Raw genomic sequence first — 24,948 nt, forward strand, 5'->3', positions numbered from 1 at the left:
TGGCGGCCGGGGCCGGCGGCGCGATGGTGCCCTGCACGGCGTGATCGTTGCCCGCGGGCGCCGCGGCAACGGGCGCGGCCGAATCGCCGATGCCGGCATCCTCGATCGCGCGGTGATCCGCACGCAGGAGCATCACGTAGGCAGTGCCGGCCGCGGCTACCAGGAGCCCACCGGCGATCATCAAGGTCTTGCGGGTACTCGTCATGCTTGCTCACCGCTCATATCGACGTGAACAAGCCATCATACCCGGCGATCGGCCGTCGATCCCGCACGAATACATTTGGTTGCATTGTGCCGGAACACGTTTGGCAAACCGTTCGTCAGACGTATCGCCTCCGTCGTTCCGGCACGATCAACGCACGGGCATCACTCCGGAAACGGCAATTCGGTCTGCCCTTGCGCGCGCATGCCGAACGTGTTCAGCGTCATCGCGACGAGCGCGTAGTAGCCGAGCAATGCAACGAGATTGACGACGGTTTCGTGGCCGAAGCGCGCTTGCGCGCGTGCGAACGTCGCGTCGCTCACGCGCCGCGTGTCGTACAGCTCGCTCGCGAACGCATGGATCAGCGCATCGTCGTCCGACTCGAAGGCGGGCGCGACGCCGCGCCGGATCGCGTCGGCCGTCGCGGCCGGCACGCCCGCGTCGAGTGCGATCGGATGGTGGATGTGCCACTCGGCCTGCGAGCGCCAGCGCGCGGCCGTCACGAGAATCGCGAGTTCCGACAGGCGCAGCGGCAGGCCCGTGCGATAGCGGCAGAACGCGCCGAGCTTCTGCGCATGTTGCGCCAGCTCGGGGCTCGCGATCCAGCCGAGAAACGGCCCGTTCAGGTTGCCGCGCGGGCCGCTGAGAATGTCGGCCAGCACGGCCTTCTGTTCATCGGTGGCCGATGCGGGATCGAACGGAGGCAATCTGTTGGTCATGGCGAAGTCCGGACAAGGTTCGACAAATGCGGTCATGCGCCGGCCGACGCGAGCGCCGCACCGATCGCGCCCGACAGCCGCTCGACGATCGTATCGATCTGCCGCGCGGTGCAAATGAACGGCGGCGCGACCAGGATGTGATCGCCGTGCACGCCGTCGATCGTACCGCCCATCGGATACACCATCAGGCCGCGCTGCATCGCTTCGCGCTTGACCGCCGCATGAAGCTTCAGCGCCGGATCGAACGTCGCCTTGCTGTCTCGATCGCGCACGAGCTCGACGCCGACGAACAACCCGCGGCCGCGCACGTCGCCGATATGCGGATGCGCGCCGTAATGCTCGCGCAACGATGCGCGCAGTTGCTCGCCGCGCGCCTTCACGTTGTCGAGCAGCTTCTCCTCGGCGATCACGCGCTGCACTTCGAGCGCGGCCGCGCACGCGGTTGCGTGGCCGAGGTACGTGTGGCCGTGCTGGAAGAAGCCCGAGCCGTCGACGATCGTCCGGTAGATGCGGTCGCTGACGAGCGTCGCGCCGATCGGCTGGTAGCCCGCGCCGAGCCCTTTCGCGATCGTCAGCAGGTCGGGCGCGACGCCGTCTTCATCGCACGCATACAGGTAGCCCGTGCGCCCCATCCCCGACATGATCTCGTCGAGGATCAGCAGCACGCCGTACTTGTCGCACACCGCGCGAATCTTCTTCAGGTACGTGCGCACCGGCGGCACCGCGCCGGCCGTTGCGCCCACCACCGTTTCCGCGACGAACGCCGCGACGTTGTCCGCGCCGAGTTCGACGATCTTTTGCTCGAGTTCGTCCGCGAGGCGTTGCGCATACGCTTCGTCGGTTTCCCCCGCCTGCTGGTCGCGGTACGCATAACACGGGCTCACGTGGTGCGCCTCGATCAGCAGCGGCAGGAACGGCTCGCGCCGCCACGCATTGCCGCCGATCGCGAGCGCGCCGAGCGTGTTGCCGTGATAGCTCTGGCGTCGCGCGATGAAATGGCGGCGCTGCGGCTCGCCCTTCTCGACGAAATACTGGCGCGCGAGCTTCAGCGCGGCCTCGACCGCCTCGGAGCCGCCCGACACGAAATACACGTGTTCGAGGCCGGCCGGCGCGGCGTCGACGAGCCGGTCGGCCAGTTCCTCGGCCACGTCGGTCGTGAAGAACGACGTATGCGCGTACGCCAGTTGCTGCGCCTGCCGCTTGATCGCGTCGATCACGCGCTGGTTGCTGTGGCCGAGACACGAAACGGCCGCGCCGCCGCACGCGTCGATATAGCGTTTGCCGGTCGAATCGATGATCTCGATGCCGTCGCCTGCGACGGCAACGGGCAAGGTGGCGCGCGGAGCGCGATGGAAAACGGTCGTCATGCGTTGCCTCATGGATCAGGACGCGTCGTGCGCGCGTCCGGACGGCACGATGCGCGTCGCGAAACGCTGCGTGCCGTGTTGGTGAAGAGTGAAATCGATCGATGCCGCGCCGATCGCGAACACGGCCGTGGCCAGCGTGTTCTCGTCGTCGGGGTCGGCCGGATCGTCGCGGTAGATCGGCAGCCCTTGCGGCGCACGATCGCCGAGCACGCGCAGCAGCGCGGCTTCGTCGATCGCGTCGATGGCGGGCGTGAGCGCATCGACGCGGCGCTGGCGGTCGGCCGACGATTGCGTGACGATCTGCGCTTCCGCGTCGCAGCCGGGATGCACGAGATGGTTCGCATGCCCCGCGAGCCGCGTGACGTCGACCACCGAACAGCGCGCGACGCTTGCCTCGATGCTCAGCAGCCGCGCATCGCCGGTCGCGCCCAGCGTGTGATGAAAGCCGCTTGCACGCGCATGGCCGCGCAGCACGTCGGCCGCCGCGTCGAGCGACGTCGCATCGAGCACGGCGCGCGCGAGGATCATGCGCGGCACGCCCGCTGCCGGCGTGCGGATCCGCAGGTTGTTGATCGCCTGCGCGATGCCCGCGCGGTTCGCCGCAAAGGTATGGCCCGGCAGCGAACCGGGGTAGTAGAAGCTGATGAAACCCGGCTTGCCCGCCGGCTGCACGTCGACGAGCAGGCAGCGCTCGCGCAGGTACGGATCGCCGTCCTCGTTGTGCGCGATCCAGCGCGTGCCGGCCGCGTCGCGCGCGGCAAGCGTCGTGCAGCCGTCCGGCGCGTTATGGATCAGCTCGCCGCGGCAGTTCCACAAGAAGATGTCCTCGGCCGGCCAGCCGACACCGGCCGCGATCCCGTCCAGCTCCGCGACGAGATCCGGATACGCGGCCAGCGCAGCCTGCCGCAGCGCGGCGACGAACGGATGGCCGCGCCAGCGACGCACGGCCTGCCACGCGCTGCTCTGCTGCATGTATTCATCGAACACGGGGCGGGCGAGCTCGCCGAGGCGCACGCCGATGTCGAACGGCGCACCGGCGATGACGGGGGAAAGGGAAAGCGGCATGTCGAGTGAAAGGGTCGAATTCCGGTGGCTGGCGGGCCCCGTCAAATGATGACGGCGCATCCACCGCCAGTGGATCGCAACACGCGATGAAGAATTAAACAATCACACAACATATGTTGTCAATAGCAGGGCCCTGGCAACACGAGAGACGGCCTCGATCGTCGACGCGTTACTTCGCTACGCCGCCACCCCGCTCGCCTGATGCGACACGAGCCGCGCATACGCGCCCTGCCGCGCCATCAGGTCCGCATGCCGTCCGGCCTCGATCACGCTGCCGTGCTCCATCACGAGGATCAGGTCGGCGTTGCGCACGGTCGACAGCCGGTGCGCGATGATGATCGACGTGCGCTGCGTCATCAGGTCTTCCAGCGCCGCGCGGATCTGCTGCTCGCTGATCGTGTCCAGATGGGACGTCGCTTCGTCGAGGATCAGCACCGGCGCATCCTTGAGGAACGCACGCGCAATCGCGACACGCTGGCGCTGGCCGCCCGACAGCTGCACGCCGCGCTCGCCGACGCGCGTTGCCAGCCCGTCCGGCAGCCGCGCGACGAAGTCGCCGAGCGCCGCATGGTCGATCGCGCGCTGCACGTCCGCGTCGGACGCATCGCTCGCGGCGAGCCGGATGTTCGCTTCGAGCGTGTCGTTGAACAGGTAGGTATCCTGCGCAACCAGTGCGATGTGCTGGCGCAGGTCGTCGAGCCGCAGGTCGCGCAGGTCGACGCCGCCGAGCGTCACGCGGCCCTGCTGCGGATCCCAGAAGCGCAGCAGCAGGCTCGCGACCGTCGACTTGCCGGCGCCCGATGCGCCGACCAGCGCGACCGTGCTGCCGGGCGGCACCTCGAAGCTCACGCGGTCGATCGCGGGCACGCTGCGGCCCGGGTACGTGAAGGACGTAGTCTCGAAACGCACCGCCGGATCGGCCGGCATCGCATGCGTGCCGTCCGTCACCGGCACCGGCTCCTTCTCCAGCGCGCGCAAGCGGCGCGTCGACGCGATCGTATCGGCGAGCTGGCGCGCGACCTGGCCGATTTCGGCCACCGGCATGAACGCGGCCACCGCCACCAGCACCAGCAGCGGCAACGACTCGCGCGGAAACCAGCCGCGTGCGCACAGCAGCGCACCGAGCGCCGCGACGACCAGCCCGCCGAGCCCGCTCGCGATTTCCAGCGCGGCACTTTGCGCCGACAGATCGTCGAGCAGCTTTGCGCGTTGCTTGCGGTACGCGTCGACTTCGGCCACGAACGCTGCGCGCCGGCGCGCAATGGCCTGGAACGCGGTCAGCTCCGCGAGCCCCTGGATCGTTTCGGTCAGGTGCGCGCCGAGCTGGCCGAGCGCTTCGCGTGCGCCGGTGCCGAGCCGGTCGACGTCGCGCCGCGCCAGCACCGGCGCAAGCCCGGCCCACAACAGGAACGGCAGCAGCACGAGCGCGAGCGGCCAGGCGACCGACGCGAGCAGCACCAGCACGGCAGCCGGCACGAGCACCGCGACGAACGCGGGCGCCAGCGTGTGCGCATAGAAATACTCGACGGTCTCGACGTCCTGCGTGGCGAGCGACACGAGATCGCCGGAACGACGGCGCAGCAGCCCGGCCGGCGCGAGACGCTCGAGCGTCGCGAACAGCGCGATGCGCATTTCCGCGAGCAGCCGGTACGCCATGTCGTGCGCGAGCCACGATTCGAGCCAGTGCAGCACGGCCGCCACGGGCGCGATCACGAGCAGCGCGGTGACGAGCGTCGGGCTCACGTGGCCGCTCGGTACCGCACCGACCACCAGCGCGCCGATCACGCCGACGCCGATGAATGCGAGCACGCGGCCGATCCCGAACAGCACCGTCAGCACGACCTTGCCCGTCCACGGACGCACGAAGCGCAGCAGCGTCTGCAGGGTTTCCGGCCAGCCGATCTCCGCCGCATCGTCGTTCAACGGCCGCACCTGCGGGCCCGACGACGCGCGCGCGGTCGCGCCGGCCGTTGCCGCCACGCCGACCGATTCGGCGACCGCTTCCAGTTGCGGCCCCATCAGCCGGCGATACGGGCCGTCGCGCGCGATCAGCGCCGCGTGCGTCCCTTCGTCGACCACCTGCCCCTGGTCGAGCACCAGGATGCGGTCGGCGCCGATCACGCTGGACAGCCGGTGCGCGAGCACGAGCGTGGTCCGCCCGCGCGTGAGCCGGTCGAGCGCCTGCTGGATCAGCGCTTCGTTCTCCGCGTCGACCGACGACAGCGCCTCGTCGAGCAACAGGATCGGCGCATCGCGCAACAGCGCACGGGCAATCGCGAGACGCTGGCGCTGGCCGCCCGACAGCATGAGCCCGCGTTCGCCGATGCGCGTCGCGTAGCCGTCGGGCAGCGCCGAGATGAAATCGTGTGCGTTGGCCGCGCGCGCGGCGGCGATCATGTCCGCGTCGCTCGCGTCGGGGCGGCCGAGCCGCAGGTTGTCGGCCACGCTGCCGTCGAACAGCGTCGCATCCTGCGCGACGACCGCGATCATCTCGCGCACCTGGCCGGCATCGAGCGTGCGCACGTCGTGGCCGCCGATGCGGATCGCGCCGCCCTGCGCATCGTGCTGGCGCAACAGCAGGCGCACGATGGTCGACTTGCCCGCGCCGCTCGGCCCGACGATCGCCACCGTCTCGCCTTCGCGCACCGAGAAGCTCAGCGCCGCATGCGCGTCCGCGCGGCGCCCCGGATACGCGAAGCGGACGGCGTCGAACGCGATCTCCGGCCGCAGGCCCGTGACGCGCGGCGCATCGGTGGCCGGTGCATGACTCTGCGCGTCGAGCAGCGCGTGGATCGCATTCGCCGCCGACTGGCCGATCATCCCCTGGTGCAGCACGGCACGCAGGTCGCGCAGCGGCCGGAAGATTTCGCTGCCGGCCATCAGCACGATCAGCAGCGCCTCGAGGCTCATGTCGCCGTGCCGCACGCGCCACGCGCCGACCGCGATCGCGGCGGCCGCGCCGAGGCCGGTGCCGAGATCGGTGAAGAACCGCGTCAGCAGGCCGAGCGCGAGCACCCAGAACGTGCTGTCGGACAGTGCGCGCGCCTTCGCGGCCAGCTTCGCGCCGAATGCCGTGCTTTGCCCGAACGCCTTCAGCGTCGGCAGGCCTTGCACCGCGTCGAGAAACTCCTCGCCGAACGCCTTGAAGGCGGCCGAGCGTGCGAGTGCCGCGCGCTTGTCGGCGCGATGCACGAGTTGCGGCAGCGCGAGCGTGACGAGCGCCGCGACCAGCAGGATCGCGGCCGTCGGCACGTCCCACCATGCGAGCACCGCGAAGATCATCACCGGCGCGCACGCGGCGATCACGAGCTGCGGCAAATAGGTGCCGAAAAAGGTCTGCAATTGTTCGACGCCATCGACGACGGCCAGCATCACGCCGCCCGTGCGTTCGCCGCTGAACCACGCAGGGCCGAGTGCGGCGATCCGGTCGAACAGCCGCGCGCGCAACGTGGCCTGCACGCGCCCGGCCGTGTGCTGCGCGAGCACCGTGCGGCGATGGTCGAGCCACGCGCGCAGCAGCACGCATGCCGCCGTTGCAACGACGGCTTCGCCGATGCTGCGTGCCGGCGCAACGGAAAAGACCAGCGCCAGCACGCGGCCGAGAAAGACGAAACGCAGGATCCCGACACCCATCGCGAGCAGGCCGAGCGCGACGGCCGCGGCCACCCGCCAGCGCAGTCCCGCCATCATTGCCCATAGTCGTCGGTCGAAATACATGAAGCCCTCCGGTGGTGTCCGATGATGTTTTTTCTTGACCGGATCGAGGCTACCCGCGCCGCCCGTGCGCGGCAAAAGATGATTTTTCAACGGGTGTTGAGTCAACTACAATACCCCGCATGTCGCACCTCCCTCCCCTCAGCGCATTGCGAGCTTTCGAGGCGGCCGTCCGCCTCGGCGGGTTCGCGCGCGCGGCGGCGGAGCTGAACGTGTCGACGAGTGCGGTCAGTCACCAGATTCGCGCGCTCGAGGAATCGCTCGGCGCGCGGCTGCTCGAACGCAGCACCGGGCTCGGCGGCATCAGCCTCACGCCGGCCGGCGCACGCCTGCTGCCGGCCGTCAGCGATGCGCTGTCGCGGCTCACCGACGCCTGTGCCGAGATTCGCGGCACCGCGCAACGGCTCACCGTATCCGCCAACGCGCCGTTTTCGGCGATGTGGCTCGCCCGCCGCCTCGCGGAATTCTCGTCGCTTCATCCCGACACGCCGCTGCATGCCGTCGTGCTCGACGACGAACCGGATTTCGCGCGCAGCGGCGTCGATCTGGCGATCGTGCACGTGCCCGCGCACCGGCTGCAGGCCGACGACGACATCCTGCTGCAGGAAACGGTGTTCCCGGTATGCAGCCCCGAACTGCATCCGTATGCGTCCGTGAACGTGTGCCGCTCCCGGCTGCTTCAGGAGATGCACGAGCACAGCCCCGAGATCGACTGGCGCAACTGGTCCACGGAGTTCGGCCTGCCGGGCGACTTCGAGACGAAGATCGTCCGCTACAGCAGTTTCAGCCAGGTCATCGGCGCGGCGGTCGGCGGCGCGGGCATCGCGCTCGGGCGCGCGCCGCTGATCGAGCCCGAGCTGCGCAGCGGGCGCCTCGTGCCGCTGAGGCCGGGCCTCGAACGCACCGCGTCGTGGCGCTTCGTGCTGCGCCGCAACCCGTCGACACGGCACCGGCTGCTCGATCCATTGATCGCGTTCCTGCGCCGCGAAGCGGAAGCCCACGCGGAAGCGGAAGCAGCGCCCATCGCGGGCCCGATCGTTGCGCCCGCATCCAACGACAGCCGCGTGCGGGGCACGGGCGGCGCGACCGGCAAGTAACGCGCCGGCCTCGCCCGCATGCGCCGCTTACGGCGCAGCGAAGAACAACGCCACCACGCACGCCATCCCGCCGAACCACACGAGCGAACGCAGCGACGCCCAGTTCAGCAGGTACAACAGCATATAGACGACACGGATCGCGACGAACGCCATCGCCAGCTGGTCGACGCGATGCACGTTCGCGCCGTTGTGCCATGCCACCACCAGCGCGGCCGTGAACAGCGCAAGCGCTTCCCACCCGTTCTGGTGCGCGGCCTGCGCGCGGGCGCGCCAGCCTTCGAGCTTCGCCAGGTAGTCGCGCGGCGCGCGGTTGTCGTAGCCCTTGCGGGCCTTCGCGAGAAACGTCATCGAGAACGGCAACAGCGCCACGATGAACAGGCACAGCTGGGACGTCGTCATCAAAAGTCTCCTCCTTTATGATTACATTGATCAATGACAAGATCGCCGAGAGCTTAGCATTGCGTCGTGCTGTTCGCGCACCGGTTTTCTAGACGGGAGACTCGGCTGCACGGCCCGCCGACGGCCGCGGCCAGCCTGGCTCGACACCAAAATTTCCACCAAATCATCGACAAAAACGTTAATTAAAACTGGTCGAACACCAATAAGATAGCGTTCAACACTGGCCCGGCACGTTGTCGCGCCAGGCCGCCGAACCCGCGCCGTCGCGCGCGCCGAACGACATCCGATCCGAGACATCGCCATGCCCCGTCCCATCGTCGCCCATATCCGCCCTGACGCCGTCCGCCACAACCTCGACTTCATCCGCCGCACCGCCGCGCAATCGCGCGTGTGGGCCGTGGTCAAGGCCAATGCGTACGGTCACGGCATCGAGCGGATCTACCCGGGCCTCGCCGCCGCCGACGGCATCGCGCTGCTCGATCTCGACGAAGCCGTGCGCGTGCGCGAACTCGGCTGGGACAAGCCCATGCTGCTGCTCGAAGGGATCTTCGAGCCGGCCGACGTCGAGCTGGCCGATCGCCACCGCCTGACGGTGGCCGTGCACTGCGACGAGCAGCTCGACCTGCTGATCGCCGCAAAGCCGCAGCAGCCGATCGGCATCCAGCTCAAGATGAACTCCGGGATGAACCGGCTCGGCTACCGCCCCGCCGTTTTCCGGGCCGCGTGGGAGCGCGCGGCGAGCGCGCCGTCGATCGGCAAGATCACGCTGATGATGCATTTCGCGAACGCCGACGAAGGCGAAGTCGACTGGCAGCTCGACCAGTTCGATGCGACCACCGCGGGGATTCCGGGCGAGCGCTCGACGTCGAATTCCGCCGCCGTGCTGTGGCATCCGCGCGCGCACCGCGACTGGGTGCGGCCCGGCACGATCCTGTACGGTGCGTCGCCGACGGGTGCGGCGCGGGCTATCGCCGACACGCCGCTGATGGCCGCGATGACGCTGACGAGCAAGATCATCGGTGTGCAGACGCTGTCGCCGGAAGAGACCGTCGGCTACGGCCGCCGCTTCACGGCCGACCGGCCGATGCGGATCGGCGTCGTCGCGTGCGGCTATGCGGACGGCTATCCGCGCCACGCACCGACCGGCACGCCGATCGCGGTGGACGGCGTGATGACACGCGTCGTCGGCCGTGTGTCGATGGACATGCTGACCGTCGATCTGACGCCATGCCCGAACGCTGGCATCGGATCGCCTGTCGAGCTGTGGGGCGACCAGGTGAAGGTGGATGACGTGGCGGAAGCCAGCGGCACGATCGGCTACGAGCTGATGTGCGCGCTCGCGCGCCGCGTGCCGGTCGTGATCGTGCCGCCGGGTGCGTCGAGCGAGCAGCCGACGCTGCGGACCGGGAGCTACGGGCGCTGACCGGCTTGGATGCGGCGGCGCACGTGCTGTTGCGTCGCCTGACGTGCGCTTCGGTTGCGGGTCGCCTCGGGCGGCCCGTTTGCTTTTCCGTGCGAGCGAATGGCGTGGGTGACGGCCCTTCCGCGTCGCTCGCCGCACTCCGTTAATAACGCACTACGAACGCCACGTCGGCTTGCGCTTCTCGAGGAACGCGTCGATCCCTTCGCCGGCATCCTCTTCCATCATGTTGCGCGCCATCACGTCGCCCGCATACGCATAGGCTTCGTCGAGCGGCAACTCGCGCTGGCGATAGAACATCTGCTTGCCATACCGCACCGCCGCCGGGCTCTTCGCGACGATCTCCGCGACCTTGCGTGCAACGGCCGCATCGAGCGCATCCTCGGGCACGGCCTCGTTGACGAGGCCCCACGCGGCGGCCGTTGCCGCATCGACGAAGCGCCCGGTCACGAGCATGTCGAATGCGCGCTTCGTCGTGACGTTGCGGCTCAATGCGACAGCCGGCGTCGAACAGAACAGCCCGACGTTGATGCCCGATACCGCGAAGCGCGCGGTATCGGCCGCGATCGCCAGGTCGCACGCGGCGACGAGCTGGCAGCCGGCGGCCGTCGCGATGCCCTGCACGCGCGCGATCACCGGCACCGGTAACGCGCGCATCGCGAGCATCACGCGGCTGCACTGCGCGAACAGCGTGCGGTAGTAATCGAGTTCGGGCTGGCTGCGCATCTGCCGCAGGTCGTGGCCCGCGCAGAACGCCTTGCCTTGCGCGGCCAGCACGACGCAGCGCACGTGCGGATCGGCCGCCAGCGACTCGAACGCATCGTGCAGGCTCGCCAGCATCGCCTCGGACAGTGCATTGAATTGCTGCGGACGGTTTAGCCGCAGCGTGACGACGCCGTCGTGCGCGTCGCGCAACAGGATCGGCTCGGCCGTGTCTTGATCGGATTTCATGATGTTCCGCTCGATGGGGTTCGGCAGGATTCGATGCGGCGCGAACGCGCGGCGATGATGCGTGCACGTTCACGGCACCGTGATGATGAAATGCTCCTCCACATTCCGTGCGACGTCCAGTCGGGGTGCAACAGGCTCACACGGTCATGTCCGCTTGCGCCCGCCGCGCCACGCGCGCACGCCCGAGCGCAGTTGACTGGCGCCGACGAGGAAAAAGACGGCGCCCATCCCGCCGAAGGTCAGTACGCTCCCCCAGATCGCGCCGAACGTATTCATCCGCGCCGTCATATGGGGCGCATCGGGTGCGTAGCGCACCTCGACCGTCGCGCCCTCCTCCACGCTGACCTCGCCGCCCTGCGGGTATTCGACGTGCTCGCCCGCGAGCGTCGTGAACGCGATCTCCGGATGATGCGGGCCCGCGTTCAGCTTGATGACCCGCCCCGGCACGACGACCGACGTCCGCAGGAATTCGCGCGTCGACTGCGCGTACAGGGCAGCGCCGATCAGCAGGCACGTACCGACGATGGTAAAGACGACGCCCTTCGCGATCAGCGTTTCCGTCTGCTGCGCGTCGGTGCGACCGGATCCGGACACCATTGCGCTCACCTCAAGGTCGCGACTGCTGGAACGACACGTCGATCTTCGACTTCGTCTTGCAGCGGTACATCACCCCGCGCCCCGTTTCGTCGGTCACACCTTCGTACGGGCCGTTGCAGCCGGTGATCCTGTACGTCGCGAACGGAATGCGCTTGCCGTCCTGCGGCCGGACCAGCACCGGGATGCGCCCCGTCGGGCCGTCGCCGATCGTGCGGACGAGCACCATGCGCGCCGCATCGATCGGCGCCGAGGAACGCATGTAGGCCGTGCGCCCTTGTGCGTCGGTCGATCCTTCGACTTCGAGTTCACGGTTGTCCTGGGCCGCGCTCGTGTACAGCGCGAACGCATAGCGCGTGTTCGGCAGCGGCTGCTTCGTCGCGGGATCGTGCAGCACGAAGTAGCACCCGTTGACGCCCTTCCCGGCCGTCACCAGCCCATCGGCCTGCGTGGGGTTGCACGTGTATGACGAACCGCTGCTGACGGCAGCCTGTTGGGCATTCGGCTGCCCGGTGGTGTTCGCGCATCCGCCGGCCAGCGCGGCCATCAGCGTCACGCATGCGCCGCGCGCGAGCGCTGCCCGATCGATCTTGATTGTCATGGGAAGGTGTCCCGTTCCTGATTGTTGTGGATGCCGTGCGTGCCGCGCAGGTCGCGCAGGCACGCCGCCCTCGGCATCCGGCAGGATACGGAGATCGCGGCGCGCTGTAAATTGCACGCGCGTCCCGCCGGCCACACCGCGCGGCTACCCGCCGCTCGCGACGCGCGCGATCGTCTGCCGCAGCCAGATGTGCGCGGCGTCGCCGTGCCGGCGCTCGTGCCAGTGCTGCGCGAACTCGAACGAATCGATCGGGAACGGCGGCGCGAACACGCGCAGCCGCGCATCGTCGCGCACGCGATCGAGGTTGCGCCGCGCGACGGTCAGCACGAGGTCGGTGCCGGCGATCAGGTCGTTCGCCACTCCCCAGAACGGCAGGATCACCGCGATGTGCCGCTCGCGCCGTAGCCGCGCGAGCGCGCGATCGACTTCGTTGTCCATCCCGTCGCGCATCGCGACGAGCGCATGCGGCCGCGCGAGCCACGCATCGAGCGCGAGTTCGCCGCGGCGCGGCAGGCGGCTCGCATCGGCCACGCACGCGAACGATTCGACGAACAACGGTTGCGCGTGCAGGTCGCGCTGCATCGCGGGCAACACGCCGAGCGCGAGATCGACCTCACCGTCCATCAGCTGCATCCGCATCGCCTCGCGGGTGGCCTGCGACACGATCAGCTCGATGCCCGGCGCGTCGGCACGCAGCGTCTTCACGAGCGCCGGCAGCACGATCCGCGCGCCGTAGTCGGACATCGCGATGCGAAACACGCGCGTGGCCGCGGACGGATCGAACGCCGGCGGCTCGATCAGCGCGCCGAGCCGGCCGAGGACGTCGTTCAGCGGCTCGACCAGTTCGTTCGCACGCGCGGTGAGTTCGAGCCGGCCCGCGCGCCGCACGAGCAACGGATCGCCGAAGATGTCGCGCAGCCGCGCGAGCGCATGGCTCACGGCCGGCTGACTGCGGTGCAGCCGAACGGCGGCACGCGAGATGTGTTTTTCGCTCAGCAACACATGCAGCGTCACGAGCAGGTTCAGGTCGATGCGGGCCAGATTATTCATGAAAGGAATATGAAGCATCCGAAGAACGAATTTCCATTCGTGATCTTAATGGACAACAATCATTTCAACATCCTTTCACGACCGACCAAGATGACGACTTCCCTGTCCTTCGCCACCTTTCCGCTCGCCGTCGCGGCCTTCGTCGCCGGCGCGCTCGTGCCGCTGCAAGGCGGCAGCAATGCCGCGCTGGGGCGCGCGCTCGGCCACCCGCTGTGGGCGAGCGTCGCGTCGCTGACGGTGAGCCTGCTCGCGGTGCTGCCCGTGCTGCTGGCGACGCGTGCGAACGCGCCGCTCGTCGGCGACGCGCTGCAGCGCCCGCTGTGGATGTGGCTCGGCGGCCTCGCGGGCGTGATCTACATCACGCTCGCGCTGATCCTGACGCCGCGGCTCGGCGCGACGACCTTCATCGTCTGCGTCGTCGCCGGGCAAATGCTCGCGTCGCTGCTGATCGACCACTACGGGCTGATGGGGCTCGCGCAGCGGCTCGCGACCCCCGGCCGCATCGCGGGCGTCGCGCTGATCTTCGCGGGAATGATCGTCGTGCAATGGCAGACGCCCGCACCACGCGTGCCGGCCGCGACCGGCGACGCGGCGGCCGCGCAACCCGAACCGCAGCGCTGAATGCGCGGGCGGGCGCGGGTGCGCCGCCGCCCGACGGGCGTCAGCCCGCGAGCTTCTTCAGCGCGTCGAGCACCGCGTCACCCTTGAACGGCTTCACGATCCAGCCCTTCACGCCGGCGGCCTTGCCGCGCTCCTTCATCGCCGGGCTGCTTTCGGTCGTCAGCATCACGACGTTGACCGTCGCGTTCGCCAGCTCGCCGCGGATCTTCTCGACCATCGTCAGGCCGTCCATGTTCGGCATGTTCACGTCGCTGATCACGAGGCGCACGCCGGGCGTTGCCTTGAGCTTCGCGAGCCCGTCCTTGCCGTCGACGGCCGTCGCGACGTCGAGCCCGTGATTGCGCAGGAAGCCCGCGACCTCGTCGCGCACCGTGCCCGAATCGTCGACCACCAGAATCTTTGCCATGTCGTATTCCCCTTCCTTTCCTTGTTGCTGACTTCAGTATTCAAAACAGTTCGAGTTCACCCGATTCGACCATCGGCCCCACGTCCTGCACCGATTCACGGAAATCCTCCGGCGACCAGCTCAGGCTGAACACGAAGCGCTGGTCGAGGCACACGGAGCGCCCCGATGCCGGATCGGTCATCCGGTACTTGAAGCAGAGCTGCGGGCAATCGCCGCCGAACGAGATGAACTTCTGCTTGTGATTGACGACGAGCGGCACCTGCACCGGATGGCGCGCCAGCGCCTCGGCGTCGCCGAGATAGCGGTTCTTGAACGCGCCCCATACGAGATTGGTCAGCTCGCCGAGCACGCTGTTCACGTCGCGGAAATCCGGCGCGCGGCCGTCTTCGCGCGTGCCGCCAATCATGTCGAGCAGCGGCTGCTCGCTCGTCTGCAGCAGCATGTAGCCGCGGCACCATGCGCTTTCGAGCGCGATCAGGCTGAACACTTCGCCGAAGATGATCTGGTCGCGCACGATGCACGGCGTTTCGTGCTCGATCGTCATGCCCGGGAACAGGCTGTCGATGCGCGCCTCGGTGATCTCCGAGATGCCGCGCACGAGTGCGTTCGGGTAGTCGCGGCCGAACAGGTATTCGTCGATCGCGCGCTTGAGCGGCGTCATGTCGTCCGCGACGTAGGCCGCGCACGCGACGCGCGCGAGCGCCTCCGGCAGCCCGTCGCGCGACGCGAGCGATTCGCGGCGCAGGATGATCGGCAATTCGGGGCGCAGCGCATCGATCTGCGTCGCGATGATCGCGCTCTCGGCCGCCGAACCGCCGTAATCCTCGGCCAGCAGGATCGCGCCCAGGTCGATGTTCGAGCGCAGCACCTTCAGCAACCGGCTGCGCCGCACGGTCAGGCCGACCAGGTTGTGCTCGTCGCAGAAGCGCTTGATCGCGTCGGCGTGCGCGCGACTGTCGTCGAGTACGAGCACCTTGCTGACGGGTTTGTCCAGGGTCATCTCAAGGTTTCCTCATGGTCGATCAGGGTCGGTCAGAACAGTTCGAGTTCGCCGCCGGTTTCCATCACGGCCGTCTCCGGCACATGGAAATCGACCGGCGCGTTCGCGCACACGCACAACGTCGCGCCGACCCGCACGTCGCCATCGAGCGTCAAGTCGTAGGCGGCCACGTAATCGGGCGAGAGCGCGTGCATGAAGTCGATGCTCGCGCCGCTCAGCAGGTAAGGCGTCGACATCCCGAGGTCGGGAAACGACGCGGTCAGCGCCTGGTTGATCGCGCCGCAACACAGGTTCGCGACTTCCATGAACGCGTCGGTCAACGATCGCTGGCTGTTCGCGCCCGCTGTCGCGCCGGCGAAATGGCGGCGCGTCGCGTCGTCGTCGCTGAAGCGCAGCGCGAGCAGCAGGCGGAAATGCAGTGCGGAGATCGTCAGCACAACCACATGTTCGGGCGCCTGCGGCTTCGATCGCGACTTCGCGTGCGCGTGGTCCGGCGCGTCGTGTTCGTGCCCGGCTCGCGGCCGGATGTCGCACGCGCCGCCTGCCGCGAGCCGCGTGCGCGCGGCATCGAAAAAGATCCGTTCGAACCCGGCCCTCGCCTGCGCACTGATCACGCGGCTTCTCCCTCGATCCGCGCGTGCAACTGCCCGGCCAGCGTCTCGACGGTCGCGAGCGCGGCCGTGATCATCTTGCCGCCGGCCTGGATGTCCTGGAACGTCGCGGCCGTCACGAGATCGTTGCGGTTCAGGCTGTCGCGATAGCTGTTCGACAGTTGCTGCGAGCGCGCGGCCAGCCCGCGCACCTCGCTCGCGACGATCGAGAAGCCGCGCCCGGCCGTGCCGGCGCGCGCGGCCTCGATCGACGCGTTCAGCGACACGATCGACACGTGCGCGACGATCGCCGACAGCTCCTGGTTCTTCGCACGCATGTCCTGGTTCTGCGTGGTCAGCGAGATCATCTGCTCGTGCCAGCGCTCGAACGTGCCGGCGAGCCCACGCAGGCGCGCGGCTTCGTCGGCGATCTTCAGCGCGTGCTGCGCGAGCGCCGCGCGATCGGCCGACAGCGCCTGCATCGCGTCGCGCTGCGAGCCGGCGGCGGACGTCTCGCGCGCCAGCGCATCCTCGAGCGCCGCCTCGCGCTGCGCCCATGCGTCGGCCGCCTCCGCATGCGCCGACGCGGCGTCGGCGACGCGCGCGTCGGCTGCGTCGAGCGCGCCACGCAACTGCGCCGTATCGCGCTCGTGCGCCGCGACGAACCGCGTGCGCGTCACGCGAAACACCACCGCCGCCACGATGGCGACGACGACACCGCCCGCCAGTGCGGCGGCCATCTGGATCATCCACGCCTGCCCGATCACGTCGTCACTCCGCCGCGCCGATATCCGCGCTGCGCGCATGCTCGTGCACGACGCCCTGGGCGGCACCGTCCGCCGCGAAGCGGGCCGGCAGCGACACGATCGTCTCGAACGCGCGATACGGCGCGCCGACGCGATCGTCGGTGAAGCGCAGCGCGATGTCGCCGCCGTCGCGCTTCAGGAAGTTGCGCACCGCGTCCATGCCGACGCCGCGCCCCGACACTTCGGTCACCGTGCTCGCGGTCGAGAAACCCGGCCGGAAGATCAGCTCGGCCACCTCGTCGTCGGACAGCGCCGCGTCGTGGCCGGCATCGATCCAGCCGCGCTCGCGCGCGATGCCGCGAATCCGGTCGAGCGCAAGGCCGCGGCCGTCGTCGCTCAGCACGAACCACAGCTCGCCGCCGCCCACGCCGACCGCGATGTCGATCGTGCCGGACGCCGCCTTGCCGGCCGCGCGCCGCTCGTCGGACGATTCGATCCCGTGGTCCATCGAATTGCGCAGCAGGTGCATGAACACGTTCTTCAGCGTCGCGGCGATTTCGCTGCGCACGCGGTGGCCGTGGCTGTCGATATGCACGACCGGCGCCGGCTTGCCGAGCTCAGCCGCGAGCGACGGCAGCGACTCGATCACGCCGCCGAGCGCATCGCCGATGCCCTGCGTGCCGAGCTGGCTCAGCATGCGGCGCACGGCGTCGCGCGCCGCGTGCCAGTCGGACGCGTTCGCCGGATCGGCACCGTCGAGCACGCGCAGGCTCTCGCTGATGTGCGCGCGTTCGACCATCAGGAAGTCGGCGCCCTGCACCGCTTCGCCGCTGCGGCCGAGCGTGACCGCGTTGATCGTCGCGTAGTGCTCGACCGCGTCGCGCACGCGGGCCAGGTCGTCCATCAGCGCGTCGCGGTTCCACTCCGGGCCGCCGTCCGCGCGGCGCAGCGAGTCGTACGCCTGCTCCGCTTCGTGGACGATGTTGGTCAGGTGCTGGAGGCTGTACGTGCGCGCATTGCCCTTGATCGTGTGCATGTTGCGGAACAGCGCCGCGACGATCGAGTGATCGGCGCGCTCGTGCTGGCGGATCATCCGCTCGTTCTCGCTGAGGAAGCCCTTCGCGCTGTGGACGAAGTCGTGGAACTTGTCCTGGCTGATCGACAGAATCTCGCCGATCATTTCGAGGCGGCGCTGCTGCTCGCCGGCCTGCGCGGTCAACTCGCGAATCTCGGTCACGTCGCGCACGCACAGCATCAGGCGCACGACCGTGTCGGTCTCGTCGGTGATCGCCGACCAGCTCAGGTCGAGCCACTTGTCGCGGCCGTCCGGCATCCGCTTCGCGACTTCGTTCACGAGCAGGTGCTCGTTGAACGCGAAGTTCATGCTGTCTTCGCCGAGGCATGCGTGCACGGCCGCATCGACCTGCGAGCGCGCGTCGGAACCGATGTTCGAGTCGTCGAACACGAGCGCCATCAGGTCGCGGCCCGGGATGTCGCTCGTCTCGAAGATGGTTTCGAGGTACGCCGAATACTCCGCATGCACGACGCCGCCTTCGACGACGGTCAGGATCCCCTGCTGCATGTTCTGCAGCATCGCCTGGATGTCGGCCGTCTTCTGCTTGAGCTGCGCCGAGTTCTCCTGGATCTTCTCGATCATCCCGTTGAACGCGACGATCGAATGGCCGATTTCGTCCATCCGGCCCACCGGCACGCGGCGCGTGAAATCCTGGCTCTTCGCGATCTCGCTCATCGCCGTCTGCATCCCGATCAGCGGGCGCGTGATCTGGCGATACAGCAGCAAGCCCAGTGCGGTCAGCAGCACGATCACCGTGCCGGCGACGCCCGCGATCGCGGTCGCCGTGGTCGACAGCATCCCGTTCAGCGCGCTAATCGCGTCGTCCTTCTGGCGGTTCTTCTCGACGCGCAACGTGTCGACGATGCTTTCGAGTTCGTCGCGATACTGCGCGACGTTCGCGAACAGGTACGCCTGCGCCATCTCGGGCTTGCCGTCGGCCTTCATCTTCACGGTGTCGTCGATCGCCGCGAAATAGTTCGTGGCGCTCTCCTTCGCCTGCGAGACGAGCCCGACCTGCGCCTGGCCGACCGCCGACTTCGCCTGCACGTCGAGCGCGGCGCGCAGCGCGCCCTGCTTCGCCTTCAGCTCGTCGCGCGCCTGCGCGGCGGTGTTCGCGTCGGGCGCATAGACGAGCGTCATCGTCGCGATCTGGATGTTCTTCACATCGGCGACGAGATCCGCCGACGCGAGCGCGCTCGGCACGATTCCCTGGGTGACCTGGCGTACCTCGGACGCGCTCTTGCGGGTCTGGTACACGGCATAGATGCCGATCGCGGACAGCGCGAAGAACGTCAGGACGACTAGCAGCGTAATGCGATGACGGATGGTCATGAGTACAGCTCCCCGCAGCGATCCGGCTTCGATCGCCGTTTGGTCTATTGAAAGAATGTGAGCGCCGAATTATCGGGGATGGTGTATGACGCTCCGATGACCGAAAATCATTCATTCATTGATAAAAATGAAATGAATAATTGTGACGAAAGCACCCTAAAGGTTTGCCGGGATCTGCCGTTAACCTCATGCCACAAGGCTTCGATCGGCGATCCTGCGCGGCCTTTGAATTCCACGCTCGGATATTTTATTTTTATTTATTTAATCCGCGAATTAGCCGCAATCGGGCTTTCGTAAAACGTTTGCGCATTATCGACGAATTCAGTCGAATTCGCGATTTTTTATTGCCCTGGCGTGATTCTACGGACGGATGAAAACGATTCCGCCCGCCCGGGGCCCGCGATGCGATGGACTGCATCGGGGGCCCCGGCGCGGGCGTGAGCGACTACCGACCGGTCAGTGGCTGCTGGCGCGCGTCGCCCCCAGCCCCGTTTCCGAACGCACCTGCTGCGCGGCGAACGCGCCCTTCTCCGCCTTCGCGCGCAGGCTCGTGTCGAGCACCGAGAACAGCCACACGCCGACGAAGCCGATCGTCATCGAGAACAACGCGGGCGACGTGTACGGGAACCACGCCGAACCCTTCGGATAACCGAGCGTCGCCTCCCACACCGACGGCGACACGATCGTCAGCCCCACCGACGAGACCAGCCCGAGGAAGCCGCCGATGACCGCGCCACGCGTGGTGCAGCCCTTCCACATCATCGACAGGAACAGCACCGGGAAATTGGCCGATGCCGCCACGGCAAACGCCAGCGACACCATGAACGCGACGTTCTGCTTCTCGAACGCGATGCCCAGCAGCACGGCGATCACGCCGAGCACCAGCGTCGTGATGCGCGACACCTTCAGCTCGTCGGCACTGTTGGCCTTGCCGTTCTTGAAGACGGTCGCATAGAGATCGTGCGACACCGCGGACGCACCCGACAGCGTAAGCCCGGCCACCACCGCCAGGATCGTCGCGAACGCCACGGCCGAGATGAAGCCGTAGAACACGTCGCCGCCCACCGTCTTGGCCACCAGCACCGCGGCCATGTTGGCCGTGCCCGCGCCGCCCTTGATCACGCCCTTGGCCACGTCGGCCAGTTCCGGATTGGTCAGCACCAGCGTGATCGCACCGAAGCCGATGATGAAGATCAGCACGTAGAAGTAGCCGATCCACGTGGTGGCCCAGAACACGGATTTACGCGCTTCCTTCGCATCCGGCACCGTGAAGAAGCGCATCAGGATGTGCGGCAGGCCGGCGGTGCCGAACATCAGCGCCATGCCGAACGAAATGGCCGAGATCGGATCCTTGATGAACCCGCCCGGCGACATCACCGACAGCCCGATTCGCGTCGCGTCGTCCGGCGACTTGCCGGCGTTCGCGGCGATCGCGGTCTTGACTTCCACGGCATGGGCGAACAGCGCCTCCGGGCTGAAGCCGTACTGCGCGAGCACCATGATCGCCATGAAGGTCACGCCCGCGAGCAGCATGCACGCCTTGATGATCTGCACCCAGGTGGTGGCCGTCATGCCGCCGAACAGCACGTAGACCATCATCAGCGCGCCGACGATGACGACCGCCACCCAGTAGTCGAGACCGAACAGCAGCTTGATGAGCTGCCCCGCGCCCACCATCTGCGCGATCAGGTAGAACGCCACCACCACCAGCGTGCCGATCGCGGCGAAGCTGCGGATCGGCCCCTGCTCGAAGCGATAGCCCGCGACGTCGGCGAAGGTGAACTTGCCGAGGTTGCGCAGCCGCTCGGCCATCAGGAACGTGATGATCGGCCAGCCGACCAGGAAGCCGATCGAGTAGATCAGGCCGTCGTAGCCCGACGTCATCACCGCCGCGGAAATGCCGAGGAAGGATGCCGCCGACATGTAGTCGCCCGAGATCGCCAGGCCGTTCTGGAACCCGGTAATCCCGCCGCCGGCCGTGTAGAAATCCGCCGCGGAACGCGTGCGCGACGCCGCCCACTTGGTGATCCACAACGTTCCTGCCACGAACAGCGCGAACAGGACGATGGCCGTGGTGTTGGTGGCCTGCTTGGCGGTCTGCCCGACATCGCCGCCGCCCGCGACGGCCACGCCGCACACGCCCACGGCCAGCAGCGCGACCAGCGTCATCGAAAGTGTCTTCTTCATTGGGCGACGTCCTGCAGGATGTCCTGCGTCAGTTGATCGTATTCGTTGTTCGCGCGGCGCACGTAGATGCCGGTGATGACGACGGTGAACACGATCACCGCCATGCCGACCGGTACGCCGACGCTCGTCACGCCGGTGCTCACCGGCTTCGCGAGGAACGACTTGTCGAATGCGATCAGTGCGATGTAGCCGTAGTACACGATCAGCATCAGCACGGTCAGGCAGATACCGAGCGTGTTGCGCCGTCGCTTGAGCTGCGCATACTTCGGATGCGCTTCGATTTTTTTCACCAACCCATCATGCATCGCCTGTCTCCTGGTTTGCTTTTTGAATGAGTGTGGCGATTCTGAAGAGCGAAGCTGACTGCGGGCTTACTCGGTCTTGCGTGTGCGCGCTATGGTTTTCCCTAGCGGCAGGGGGTGCTGCCGCACGCGGGGCACTGGATGCGTGTGCGGGGCGCGCTGCAACGGCGATGCGGTTTCAGCGTAACGATGCGGGTTAGTCAGGACGCAATTTATCGATAGTCCTCAATAAACGGACATTTCCGCGCAAGGACAGTCACTCGCATCGATCGATGCGAACTAGACGCGATCAGTTTTCACGCGCTTCGGCGAGCCAATCCTCGACCTGTAGCCCCGGGACTCGCGCAAACTCGCGCACGTTATGGGTGACGAGCACCAGACGCCGAGCGCGTGCCTGCCCGGCGATCAACGCATCGTACGGACCGATCGGGGTGCCCGCCGCAGTCAGATGCGCACGAATCTCGCCGCCGTGCTGAGCATCTTCGACATCGAACGACACCACCTCGAACTGAAGTGCCTCGACACGTGCCACGTTCGCAGCCGCTCTCTGGCTCTTGTAGGCGCCGTAATAGAGTTCATGCGCGACGATCGCCGGCATGCCGAAATCTGCTGGCTGATACGCGCGCAGCCGGGCCAGCATGGCTGGCTCGCCTTTCAGGATGGCGATTACCGCATGGGTATCCAGCAGAAATTTCATTCAAATACGTCCAGATCCGGTCGCTCCTGAGCGGCAGGCCCGGTCGTGGCGGCGGCTTCGAAATCGGCGTCGACCGGGCCGATCAGCGGTGTGAGCCAGGCCCAGTCTTGCGGCACCGGCTCGAGAATCACGGATGAACCGTGGCGACGAATCCGGACCTCGGTCGTGTCGAAGCGGAAATCCTTCGGCAGACGGACAGCCTGCGATCCGCCATGCTTGAAAAGCTTGGCAGTATCCATCTTCGCCCCCTCGTGTATCTACGGAATGTATCTACTTTAACCACTCCGTGCGCCGATGACGAGTCAACCGATCGGTATATGAACAACGAGCAACGTGGCGTCGCGGAACACCCGATTCATTCCTGCCAGGAAACAATCAATCGCACGCAGGCGATTCACGTCACCGCCCGCACGCCCTAGACTGTCGCATCGCTCCCCTTCCCGGACCCCACGCAATGACCGACGTCCTGCCGCTGACCACCGATCCCGAGTCGGGCCTCCAGTACCGGCTGCGCCCGGCCACCGGCCGCCCCGCTGCCCGCCTGTTGCTGCTGCATGGCGTCGGCGGCAACGAAACCAACCTGCTGAACCTGGCCGACGTCATCGATCCGCGCATCGAGATCGCCTTCCTGCGCGCCCCGCTCGCGTTCGGGCCCGACCAGCACGCGTGGTTTCCGGTGCGCTTCGGCCCGAACGGCCCCGAAATCGACGCGGCCCGCGCGGACGCGAGCCGACTCAAGCTGATCACGCTGCTGCGCAGCTTCCGTGGCAACGATGACGCAGGCACCGCGTTGCCGACGGTGATTGCCGGCTTCAGCCAGGGCGGCATCATGAGCGCGAGCGTCGGCCTCACGTCGCCGCAGGACGTCACCGCATTTGCAGTGCTGTGCGGGCGCATCCTGCCCGAAATCGATCCGCTGATCGCGCCGCGCGATGCCCTTCGCCCGCTCCATGCGCTGATCATGCACGGCCGCGCTGACGACAAGCTGCCCGTCGCGTGGGCCGACACCGCCGACGCAAAACTCACGGCGCTCGGCGTCGCGCACGATACGCGGCTGTACGCGGCCGGTCACGAGCTGACCGCGGAGATGGCCGGCGATTTCGGCCGCTGGGTCGGCGAACGCACCGGATTGAACTGACCGTCACGAGGCGCCGGGGCGCCGGCCGCGAACGCCCCGGCGCGCCCGGCGCATACCGTCTTCAGGCGCCCCGCACCGGATCGGCAACGGCGCGCGTGGCCGAAGATGCAAGCGCATCCGCCGCCTGCTCGCGCGCCGCACCACGCTTTGCCAGCTTCCAGCCGACCACCAGTGCGAGCACGACGACCGGAATCGTCGCGATGGTCCACGTACCGCCCGGATAGTCGAAGGCCATCAGCACCAGCACGCCGACGAGGAAGGCCAGCGTGAGCCACGCCGTGAACGGCGCGCCGGGCATCCGGAACGACACGGCCTTCAGCTCGCCGCGATCGACCGCGCGACGGAACAGGATCTGGCACATGACGATGAAGCCCCACGTCGTGATGATCCCGAGCGACGCCATGTTCAGCACGATCTCGAACGCCTGCGCCGGCACGATGTAGTTCAGCGGCACGCCGATCGCATTGATCGCGACCGTGATCAGGATCCCGCCGTACGGCACGCCGCGTGCGTTCATCCGCGACACGAAGCGTGGCGCCGATCCGCCCATCGCGAGCGAGCGCAGCACGCGCCCGGTCGAATAGAGGCCGGAGTTCAGGCTCGACAGCGCGGCGGTCAGCACCACTACGTTCATCACGGTGCCGACGTACGGCACGCCGAGCTTGCTGAAGAACGTCACGAACGGGCTTTCGTGCGCGCTGTACGCCGTCCACGGCAGCAGCATCGTCAACAGCACGACCGAGCCCACGTAGAACAGCGCGATGCGCCACATCACGCTGTTGATGGCTTTCGGCAAGACCTTGCGCGCATCGGCCGTCTCGCCCGCCGCGACGCCGACGAGCTCGATGCTCGCGTACGCGAACACGACGCCCTGCACGATCAGCACGGCCGGCAGGATGCCGTGCGGGAAGATCCCGCCGTGATCCGCGACCAGGTGAAGCCCCGGCATCTGCCCGGCGACCGGATGGCCGCTCGCGAGAAACACGGCGCCGACCGCGAGGAACACCGCGAGCGTCCCCACCTTGACGAGCGAGAACCAGAACTCCATCTCGCCGAACACCTTCACGCCGATCATGTTCATCACCGACACGATCCCGAGCGCGCCGAGCGCGAACACCCACTGCGGCACGTCCGTGAACACGGCCCAGTACTTCATGTAGATCGCGACCGCGGTGATGTCGACGATGCCGGTGGTCGCCCAGTTCAGGTAGTACATCCAGCCCGCGACGAACGAGGCGCGTTCGCCCATGAACTCCCGTGCATACGACACGAAGCTGCCGCTGGTCGGCCGGTGCATCACGAGCTCGCCGAGCGCGCGCATGATCAGGAACGCGAACACGCCGCAGACGAGGTACACGAGCGCGAGCGCCGGCCCCGCGTGCTGCAGGCGCCCGCCCGCACCGAGAAAAAGGCCCGTGCCGATCGCGCCGCCCATCGCGATCATCTGCACGTGCCGGGGCTTCAACTGCTTCGCATAGCCGGCTTCGTGCGACGCGAACATCGCATCCGGGTCGGCATGTCGGGAATCCGCGCCACCGGCCGAATCGGCCAGGCGCTCGCTGCTGTGGGTCATCGTGTGTCTCCGTTGTTTCTTGATGTGTCGCGCCCCGCGCGGGGGCGCGTCGGATGCAGTCGCATGCAAGCCGCCGGCGTCACGCACCGACGGCCCGCGCAG

24 protein-coding genes and 1 pseudogene are annotated in these 24,948 nt (G+C 67.8%); 5 read left to right on the forward strand and 20 right to left on the reverse strand.

The window, feature by feature from the left end:
* The 5 genes and pseudogenes from G3N98_RS11465 to G3N98_RS11485 form a co-directional block, all read right to left on the reverse strand.
* A pseudogene (locus tag G3N98_RS11465) lies at positions 1-205 on the reverse strand (extensin); the annotation flags it as partial.
* A 161-nt stretch (positions 206-366) separates the two neighbouring features.
* Positions 367-921 carry a carboxymuconolactone decarboxylase family protein gene (locus tag G3N98_RS11470; protein ID WP_089457971.1) on the reverse strand — a complete coding sequence of 185 codons (555 nt, stop codon included), beginning with the start codon at positions 919-921 and terminating at the stop codon, positions 367-369.
* A gap of 32 nt (positions 922-953) precedes the next feature.
* The gene (locus G3N98_RS11475; RefSeq protein ID WP_206148240.1) at positions 954-2,288 is read right to left on the reverse strand and encodes an aspartate aminotransferase family protein; all 1,335 of its coding nucleotides are present in this window, start codon (positions 2,286-2,288) and stop codon (positions 954-956) included.
* A gap of 15 nt (positions 2,289-2,303) precedes the next feature.
* Complete coding sequence (locus G3N98_RS11480) at positions 2,304-3,353, reverse strand: C45 family peptidase (protein WP_206148241.1); 1,050 nt, start codon at positions 3,351-3,353, stop codon at positions 2,304-2,306.
* Positions 3,354-3,530: 177 nt separating this feature from the next.
* Positions 3,531-7,070, reverse strand: coding sequence for an ABC transporter ATP-binding protein (locus G3N98_RS11485; protein WP_206148242.1), 3,540 nt, complete (start codon positions 7,068-7,070; stop codon positions 3,531-3,533).
* Between the two features lie 119 nt (positions 7,071-7,189).
* Here G3N98_RS11485 and G3N98_RS11490 point away from each other — a divergent pair, with 119 nt between their 5' ends.
* Positions 7,190-8,164, forward strand: coding sequence for a LysR family transcriptional regulator (locus G3N98_RS11490; protein WP_206148243.1), 975 nt, complete (start codon positions 7,190-7,192; stop codon positions 8,162-8,164).
* Between the two features lie 27 nt (positions 8,165-8,191).
* Here G3N98_RS11490 and G3N98_RS11495 read toward each other — a convergent pair whose 3' ends face one another.
* Positions 8,192-8,563, reverse strand: coding sequence for an MAPEG family protein (locus G3N98_RS11495; protein WP_089474608.1), 372 nt, complete (start codon positions 8,561-8,563; stop codon positions 8,192-8,194).
* A gap of 301 nt (positions 8,564-8,864) precedes the next feature.
* Between G3N98_RS11495 and alr the strand changes: the two genes are divergently transcribed.
* A complete protein-coding gene (gene alr, locus G3N98_RS11500) occupies positions 8,865-9,986 on the forward strand; it encodes an alanine racemase (protein WP_206148244.1) in 1,122 nt (373 codons plus the stop codon).
* A 153-nt stretch (positions 9,987-10,139) separates the two neighbouring features.
* Here the strand turns inward: alr and G3N98_RS11505 are convergent, their stop codons facing one another.
* From G3N98_RS11505 to G3N98_RS11520, 4 genes are all read right to left on the reverse strand, one after another.
* Positions 10,140-10,934 carry an enoyl-CoA hydratase gene (locus G3N98_RS11505; RefSeq protein WP_206148245.1) on the reverse strand — a complete coding sequence of 265 codons (795 nt, stop codon included), beginning with the start codon at positions 10,932-10,934 and terminating at the stop codon, positions 10,140-10,142.
* 144 nt (positions 10,935-11,078) lie between these two features.
* On the reverse strand, positions 11,079-11,531 hold the full coding sequence (locus G3N98_RS11510) for a DUF3592 domain-containing protein (protein WP_089474605.1): 453 nt from the start codon (positions 11,529-11,531) through the stop codon (positions 11,079-11,081).
* A 10-nt stretch (positions 11,532-11,541) separates the two neighbouring features.
* A complete protein-coding gene (locus tag G3N98_RS11515) occupies positions 11,542-12,129 on the reverse strand; it encodes a hypothetical protein (protein WP_089474604.1) in 588 nt (195 codons plus the stop codon).
* 144 nt (positions 12,130-12,273) lie between these two features.
* Positions 12,274-13,179 (reverse strand): LysR family transcriptional regulator, encoded by a 906-nt coding sequence (locus G3N98_RS11520; protein WP_206148246.1) that lies wholly within the window; start codon positions 13,177-13,179, stop codon positions 12,274-12,276.
* 90 nt (positions 13,180-13,269) lie between these two features.
* On the opposite strand from G3N98_RS11520, the gene G3N98_RS11525 reads away from it, so the two are divergent.
* Entirely contained in the window at positions 13,270-13,800 is a 531-nt protein-coding gene (locus G3N98_RS11525) for a DMT family transporter (RefSeq protein ID WP_206148247.1), read from the forward strand.
* Between the two features lie 40 nt (positions 13,801-13,840).
* On the opposite strand, the gene G3N98_RS11530 is transcribed toward G3N98_RS11525, so the two are convergent.
* Genes G3N98_RS11530 through G3N98_RS11550 form a run of 5 tightly spaced genes read right to left on the reverse strand, consistent with a single transcriptional unit; the run spans position 13,841 to position 18,949 of the window.
* Positions 13,841-14,206, reverse strand: a complete 366-nt coding sequence (locus G3N98_RS11530) for a response regulator (RefSeq protein WP_031401467.1) — start codon at positions 14,204-14,206, stop codon at positions 13,841-13,843.
* Between the two features lie 40 nt (positions 14,207-14,246).
* On the reverse strand, positions 14,247-15,206 hold the full coding sequence (locus tag G3N98_RS11535) for a chemotaxis protein CheX (protein WP_206148248.1): 960 nt from the start codon (positions 15,204-15,206) through the stop codon (positions 14,247-14,249).
* A gap of 32 nt (positions 15,207-15,238) precedes the next feature.
* Positions 15,239-15,820: a hypothetical protein gene (locus G3N98_RS11540; protein ID WP_206148249.1), complete on the reverse strand. Its 582-nt coding sequence runs from the start codon at positions 15,818-15,820 to the stop codon at positions 15,239-15,241.
* Positions 15,817-16,545, reverse strand: a complete 729-nt coding sequence (locus tag G3N98_RS11545; protein WP_206148273.1) for a methyl-accepting chemotaxis protein — start codon at positions 16,543-16,545, stop codon at positions 15,817-15,819. The genes G3N98_RS11540 and G3N98_RS11545 overlap by 4 nt, the downstream gene beginning before the upstream one ends.
* Positions 16,546-16,567: 22 nt before the next feature.
* Complete coding sequence (locus tag G3N98_RS11550) at positions 16,568-18,949, reverse strand: MCP four helix bundle domain-containing protein (protein ID WP_206148250.1); 2,382 nt, start codon at positions 18,947-18,949, stop codon at positions 16,568-16,570.
* A gap of 57 nt (positions 18,950-19,006) precedes the next feature.
* Here G3N98_RS11550 and G3N98_RS11555 point away from each other — a divergent pair, with 57 nt between their 5' ends.
* Complete coding sequence (locus tag G3N98_RS11555) at positions 19,007-19,246, forward strand: hypothetical protein (protein ID WP_205813934.1); 240 nt, start codon at positions 19,007-19,009, stop codon at positions 19,244-19,246.
* A 159-nt stretch (positions 19,247-19,405) separates the two neighbouring features.
* On the opposite strand, the gene G3N98_RS11560 is transcribed toward G3N98_RS11555, so the two are convergent.
* The 4 genes from G3N98_RS11560 to vapB all read right to left on the reverse strand — a co-directional run bounded on the left by G3N98_RS11560 (position 19,406) and on the right by vapB (position 22,374).
* Positions 19,406-21,136: a cation acetate symporter gene (locus G3N98_RS11560; protein WP_175238370.1), complete on the reverse strand. Its 1,731-nt coding sequence runs from the start codon at positions 21,134-21,136 to the stop codon at positions 19,406-19,408.
* Positions 21,133-21,441, reverse strand: a complete 309-nt coding sequence (locus G3N98_RS11565; RefSeq protein ID WP_043179330.1) for a DUF485 domain-containing protein — start codon at positions 21,439-21,441, stop codon at positions 21,133-21,135. The genes G3N98_RS11560 and G3N98_RS11565 overlap by 4 nt, the downstream gene beginning before the upstream one ends.
* Positions 21,442-21,727: 286 nt before the next feature.
* Positions 21,728-22,135, reverse strand: a complete 408-nt coding sequence (locus G3N98_RS11570; RefSeq protein ID WP_206148251.1) for a type II toxin-antitoxin system VapC family toxin — start codon at positions 22,133-22,135, stop codon at positions 21,728-21,730.
* Positions 22,132-22,374, reverse strand: a complete 243-nt coding sequence (vapB, locus tag G3N98_RS11575) for a type II toxin-antitoxin system VapB family antitoxin (RefSeq protein WP_206148252.1) — start codon at positions 22,372-22,374, stop codon at positions 22,132-22,134. The genes G3N98_RS11570 and vapB overlap by 4 nt, the downstream gene beginning before the upstream one ends.
* Positions 22,375-22,589: 215 nt before the next feature.
* Here vapB and G3N98_RS11580 point away from each other — a divergent pair, with 215 nt between their 5' ends.
* A complete protein-coding gene (locus G3N98_RS11580; protein ID WP_206148253.1) occupies positions 22,590-23,273 on the forward strand; it encodes a phospholipase in 684 nt (227 codons plus the stop codon).
* A gap of 61 nt (positions 23,274-23,334) precedes the next feature.
* Here G3N98_RS11580 and G3N98_RS11585 read toward each other — a convergent pair whose 3' ends face one another.
* Positions 23,335-24,846: an amino acid permease gene (locus G3N98_RS11585; protein WP_206148254.1), complete on the reverse strand. Its 1,512-nt coding sequence runs from the start codon at positions 24,844-24,846 to the stop codon at positions 23,335-23,337.
* Positions 24,847-24,948: the final 102 nt, after the last annotated feature.

This window comes from Burkholderia sp. Tr-20390 (assembly GCF_017104595.1).
In the GTDB taxonomy this organism is placed as follows: domain Bacteria; phylum Pseudomonadota; class Gammaproteobacteria; order Burkholderiales; family Burkholderiaceae; genus Burkholderia.